The following is a 4,545-nucleotide window of genomic DNA, read 5'->3' on the forward strand; positions in this document are numbered from 1 at the left end:
CCGGGGTGCCGGGCACGGCACCGCCCACTGCGGCCACCCGGGCCATGACGACGCCGCCGCAGGCCTACACCGGCGACGTGTATTCGGGGGCGACCCCGCCGCCGCAGACCCCGTACACGGGACCGAACTATGCGACGGGCACGCAGCCCCCGATCGGCGATTCCGGGGGCGGCCGCTCCTCGAAGGCGCTGCTGTGGGCCGCAGGCGTCGCGATCGCGCTAGCGGCGATCGCGCTCGGCGTCGTGCTGTTCGACCGGGCCGGCTCGGACGAACCGGTGCCCGGTCCGTCGCCGACGACGCAGATCACCCCGACGCCCCGGCCGACGGCCACCACGACGCGGCCACCGGTGACCACGACGACCGAGGAGCCGACGATCCCGGTGCCACCACCGGTGACGACGATCCCGCCGACCACCACACCGCCGACGACGACCACGACCCCGCCGACGACCACTCCGGAACCGACCACCACGACTCCGGAAACGACCACGACAACGACCACGACCACCACCGCCCCCACGACCACGACCACCACCACGACCGAACCGGTCGGCGGAGGCGGTACCGGGGGTGAGGACGGTGGCGGGGAAGTCGAACCCGGGGCCGACGACAATACGAATTCGAACACCGAGCCGGAAACAGGAACGTGATGACCACACCGCGTAAGCTCTCCTCCCGCTACGAGCTGGGTGAGATCCTCGGCTTCGGTGGCATGTCCGAGGTTCACCTGGCTCGCGATCTCCGGCTCGGTCGCGACGTGGCGATCAAGGTCCTGCGCGCCGATCTCGCCCGCGACCCCACGTTCTACCTGCGGTTCCGCCGGGAAGCGCAGAACGCGGCGGCCCTGAACCACCCGGCGATCGTCGCCGTCTACGACACCGGTGAGGCCGAGACCGAGACCGGGCCGCTGCCGTACATCGTCATGGAGTACGTCGAGGGCGAGACGCTGCGCGACATCGTGCGGGGCACGGGTCCGATGGCGCCGAAGCGGGCGATGGAGATCATCGCCGACGTCTGCGCGGCCCTGGACTTCAGCCACCGCAACATGATCGTGCACCGCGACGTCAAGCCCGCGAACGTCATGATCAACAAGGCCGGCGCCGTGAAGGTCATGGACTTCGGCATCGCCCGCGCCATCTCGGACGCGGCGAGCCCGATGACGCAGACGGCCGCGGTGATCGGCACCGCCCAGTACCTGTCGCCCGAACAGGCGCGGGGCGAGCAGGTCGACGCCCGCTCCGACGTGTACTCGGTGGGCTGCGTGCTCTTCGAGATCCTCACCGGCGAACCTCCCTTCAAGGGTGATTCACCGGTCGCGGTGGCCTACCAGCACGTGCGGGAGGATCCGCCGCTGCCGTCGTCGGTGAACGCCGCGGTGCCGCCGGAACTGGATTCGGTGATCCTCAAGGCGATGGCGAAGAACCCCGCCAACCGGTACCAGAGCGCCGCCGAGATGCGCAGCGACCTGATCCGGGTGCTCAGCGGGCAGCGGCCCAGCGCACCGATGGTGATGACCGACGACGAGCGCACCACATTCCTCGGTGCCGTCGACACCGGCTCGAACTACCGGGACAGCGCGGCCCCGGCCGGGGCGGCATCGTCGGGTGGATCCGGTGGTGGCGGCGCGGTCGCCAAACGCATCCTGCTGGGTCTGGCCGCGGCGGTCATCGTCGGCATCGTCGGGTTGTTCCTGTGGACGCTGGGACCCGGATCGTCCGCGGCGCAGGTCGCCGTGCCCGACGTGCGGAATCTCGCACAGCAAGTCGCCGAGGCCCAGCTCCAGGACGCGGGTTTCCGCGTGACCGTACAGCCGAAACCGGACGCGGTGGTCGCGACCGGCAACGTCATCAACACCCGCCCGGTCGCCGGCTCCCAGGTCGAGGAGAACTCGACGGTGACGCTGGAGGTGTCCAGCGGGCCCGAGCAGGTCGAGGTCCCGAGACTGAGCGGGATGAGCCGGCAGGAGGCCGCGGAGGCACTCTCCGAGGTCGGGCTCCGGCTCGACACGAACGTGCTGAAGGCACCCTCCACGGAGGCGCAGGTAGACACGATCGTCAAGCAGGAGCCGTCGTCCGGCAGCAGCGTCGACCGCGACAGCGCCGTCACCGTCACCCTGGGTTCCGGGCCGGAGCAGGTCCGGGTACCGAACGTGGCCGGCCAGACCCTCGACGTCGCGCGGGAGAACATCGAGAGCGCCGGCTTCACCGTCGTGGTGGAGCAGGTCGAGTCCGGTCAGACCGAGGGCACCGTCGTCTCGACCAGCCCGGCGGGCGGCGCCAACGCCACGAAGGGCCAGACCGTCACGATCCAGGTGTCCAACGGTGACCGCGTCGAGATGCCGGTGATCACGAACCGGTCGGTGTCCGAGGCGCTGGCCGCGCTGCGGGCCGCAGGCTGGACGGGATCGGCCTCGCAGCTGCAGCAGACCCGCGAGGCGACGCTCGCCCCGGAACTGGTCGGCATGGTCATCACGCAGCAGCAGCCTCCGGGCTCGGAGATCTCCAAGACCGAGACCATCACGGTCGGGGTCGGGGCACTGGGAATCCGGTAGCGCTATCCGGTAGGAGCTTTGAACGAGCAGGGGCTCGGGCGTGATGCCCGAGCCCCTTCGTTCGTTCCGGGACGGTTCCGTCCGGTCAGGCCGCTCCACCGTCGAGAGCACGGGCCATTTCGGCCTCGAGCTGCGCGACGAGCCCTTCTTCCGGGGCCTGTCCGCATACCGCCAGCCAGTTGGCGAGCATCCGGTGACCGCCCTGCGTGAGGACCGACTCCGGGTGGAACTGGACACCGTGGATCGGCAGCCGGGTGTGCCGCAACGCCATCACCACACCGGATTCGGTGTGCCCGGTCGGTTCCAGCTCGGCCGGCATCGTCTCCGGCAGCACCGTCAGCGAGTGGTAGCGGGTCGCGGTGAACGGATCGGGCAGGCCCGCGAGGACACCGGTGCCGTTGTGGTGCACCAGGCTGGTCTTGCCGTGCAGCAGTTCGGGGGCCCGGTCGACGGTCGCGCCGAACGCGACCCCGATGGACTGGTGACCCAGGCACACGCCGAGCAGCGGCGTTTCGGTGTCCGCGCACGCCTTCACGAGGTCGATGCTCGCTCCCGCCCGTTCCGGGGTGCCCGGGCCGGGGCTCAGCAGGATGCCGTCGTAGTCCTTCGCGACGGCCGTGAGGGCGCCGGGCGCGGTGAGGCGTTCGTCGTCGTTGCGCCAGACATCCGCTCGCGTTCCGAGCTGCCCCAGATACTGGACCAGGTTGAACACGAAGCTGTCGTAGTTGTCGACCACGAGAATGCGCATGGGAGGAAGCGTACCGATCGGTCAGCGAACGGTCGCGCTGCCGGTGTAGGCCGGGACGGTCAGATCGTCCGACGCGTGCTGCGTGTACCCCAGCCCGAACCGCGCCGCGTACTGCTTGTACACGTTGATGCCCGGTTCCGCGGCGAGGGCCGCCTCGAGCCGCGCGCGGTCGCCGAGCGCGGTGATCACGTACGGCGGCGAATAGGTGCGACCGTGCAGCAGCAGCGTGTTGCCGATGCAGCGCGGCGCCGACGTCGCGACGATCCGCTGGTCCTGCATCGCGATCGCCTCGGCGCCGCCCGCCCACAGGGCGTTGAGCACGCTCTGCACGTCCTGCTGGTGGACCACCAGGTCGTCGGGTGCGGCGTCGGTCGGATAGCGGCCGTCGGGTCCGCGCGGCGCGTCGGTGAGGGTGACGGTGATTCCCGGCCCCCGGCGGGCGGTCAGTCCTGCCGGATCCGCGAGGGCGTCCGCCTCGGCCAGCACGTCCGCGACGTCGCCGTCGGTGGCCGCGGCCTGGTTCTGCAGGGCGGCGACGCGGTCGGCGAGGTCGTCACGCAGTTCGCCGAGTTCGTCGACCTGTAGCTGCGCGGCCCGGACGAGATCGGACAGGCGGGTGGAGTCGGAGGCGCGCAGTTCGTCGCCGTCGGAGACGCCGCGGGTGGTGCCGAGCAGCAATCCGGCGACCAGGGACACGGCCAGGACCGCGGAACCCCAGGCCAGCGTGCGTATCCGCCCGTCGGGCACCCGAGCCTCCCCTCGCCGGTCTGCGTTAGCGTGTACTGGAAACGTAGCTGCCCAACCTACTCTGCCCGCCACGCGGGCGGTTCCGCACGAGCGAGGACATCATGCCCAAGTCGAAGGTCCGGAAGAAGAGCGATCAGCCGCTCAAGTCGGTGAGCCGCACTCCCGTCAAGGTCAAGGCCGGGCCGTCCAGCACCGTGTACGTCGCGGTGATGCTGGGGCTGATGATCCTGGGCCTGCTGTGGCTGGTCGTCTACTACCTGGCCGCCGAGCAGATCTCGTGGATGAACGATCTGGGCGCGTACAACTTCCTCATCGGATTCGGTCTCATGGTCGTTGGGCTGATCATGACCATGAAGTGGCGCTGAGATTACACAACTGTGATTCATCCCCACCTGTGGAGAAACCTGTGCACTAGCAGTGCATCCGTGCATGCGGGGGTCTCTCGGTGAGCGATCTGCAGTGGTCGACACCGCCTGTCGCGATCGCCGCACTCGTCGTC

General features: G+C 69.9%; 4 protein-coding genes and 1 pseudogene. 3 read left to right on the forward strand and 2 right to left on the reverse strand.

The features are described 5' to 3' along the window. Both ACN675_RS27790 and pknB read left to right on the forward strand, forming a co-directional pair. Window positions 1–650 (forward strand): annotated as a pseudogene (locus tag ACN675_RS27790) (serine/threonine protein kinase); the annotation flags it as partial. Then, a complete protein-coding gene (gene pknB / locus ACN675_RS27795) occupies window positions 650–2,551 on the forward strand; it encodes a Stk1 family PASTA domain-containing Ser/Thr kinase (protein ID WP_420753884.1) in 1,902 nt (633 codons plus the stop codon). The pseudogene ACN675_RS27790 and the gene pknB, both read left to right, overlap by 1 nt. A gap of 85 nt (window positions 2,552–2,636) precedes the next feature. Here the strand turns inward: pknB and ACN675_RS27800 are convergent, their stop codons facing one another. Then, window positions 2,637–3,299 carry an aminodeoxychorismate/anthranilate synthase component II gene (locus ACN675_RS27800; RefSeq protein ID WP_420753885.1) on the reverse strand — a complete coding sequence of 221 codons (663 nt, stop codon included), beginning with the start codon at window positions 3,297–3,299 and terminating at the stop codon, window positions 2,637–2,639. Between the two features lie 21 nt (window positions 3,300–3,320). Beyond that, window positions 3,321–4,046 (reverse strand): DUF881 domain-containing protein, encoded by a 726-nt coding sequence (locus ACN675_RS27805; RefSeq protein ID WP_420753886.1) that lies wholly within the window; start codon window positions 4,044–4,046, stop codon window positions 3,321–3,323. 101 nt (window positions 4,047–4,147) lie between these two features. Between ACN675_RS27805 and crgA the strand changes: the two genes are divergently transcribed. Further along, window positions 4,148–4,411, forward strand: a complete 264-nt coding sequence (gene crgA, locus ACN675_RS27810; RefSeq protein WP_197257153.1) for a cell division protein CrgA — start codon at window positions 4,148–4,150, stop codon at window positions 4,409–4,411. Window positions 4,412–4,545: the final 134 nt, after the last annotated feature.

It is taken from the genome of Rhodococcus sp. O3 (assembly GCF_048897285.1).
Taxonomy (GTDB): domain Bacteria; phylum Actinomycetota; class Actinomycetes; order Mycobacteriales; family Mycobacteriaceae; genus Rhodococcus.

What these genes read in the sequence shown, in the direction of transcription:
- ACN675_RS27800 (WP_420753885.1), bottom strand. Translation starts at nt 3,299, where the DNA reads ATGCGCATTCTCGTGGTCGACAACTACGACAGCTTCGTGTTCAACCTG.
- crgA (WP_197257153.1), top strand. Translation starts at nt 4,148, where the DNA reads ATGCCCAAGTCGAAGGTCCGGAAGAAGAGCGATCAGCCGCTCAAGTCG.
- pknB (WP_420753884.1), top strand. Translation starts at nt 650, where the DNA reads ATGACCACACCGCGTAAGCTCTCCTCCCGCTACGAGCTGGGTGAGATC.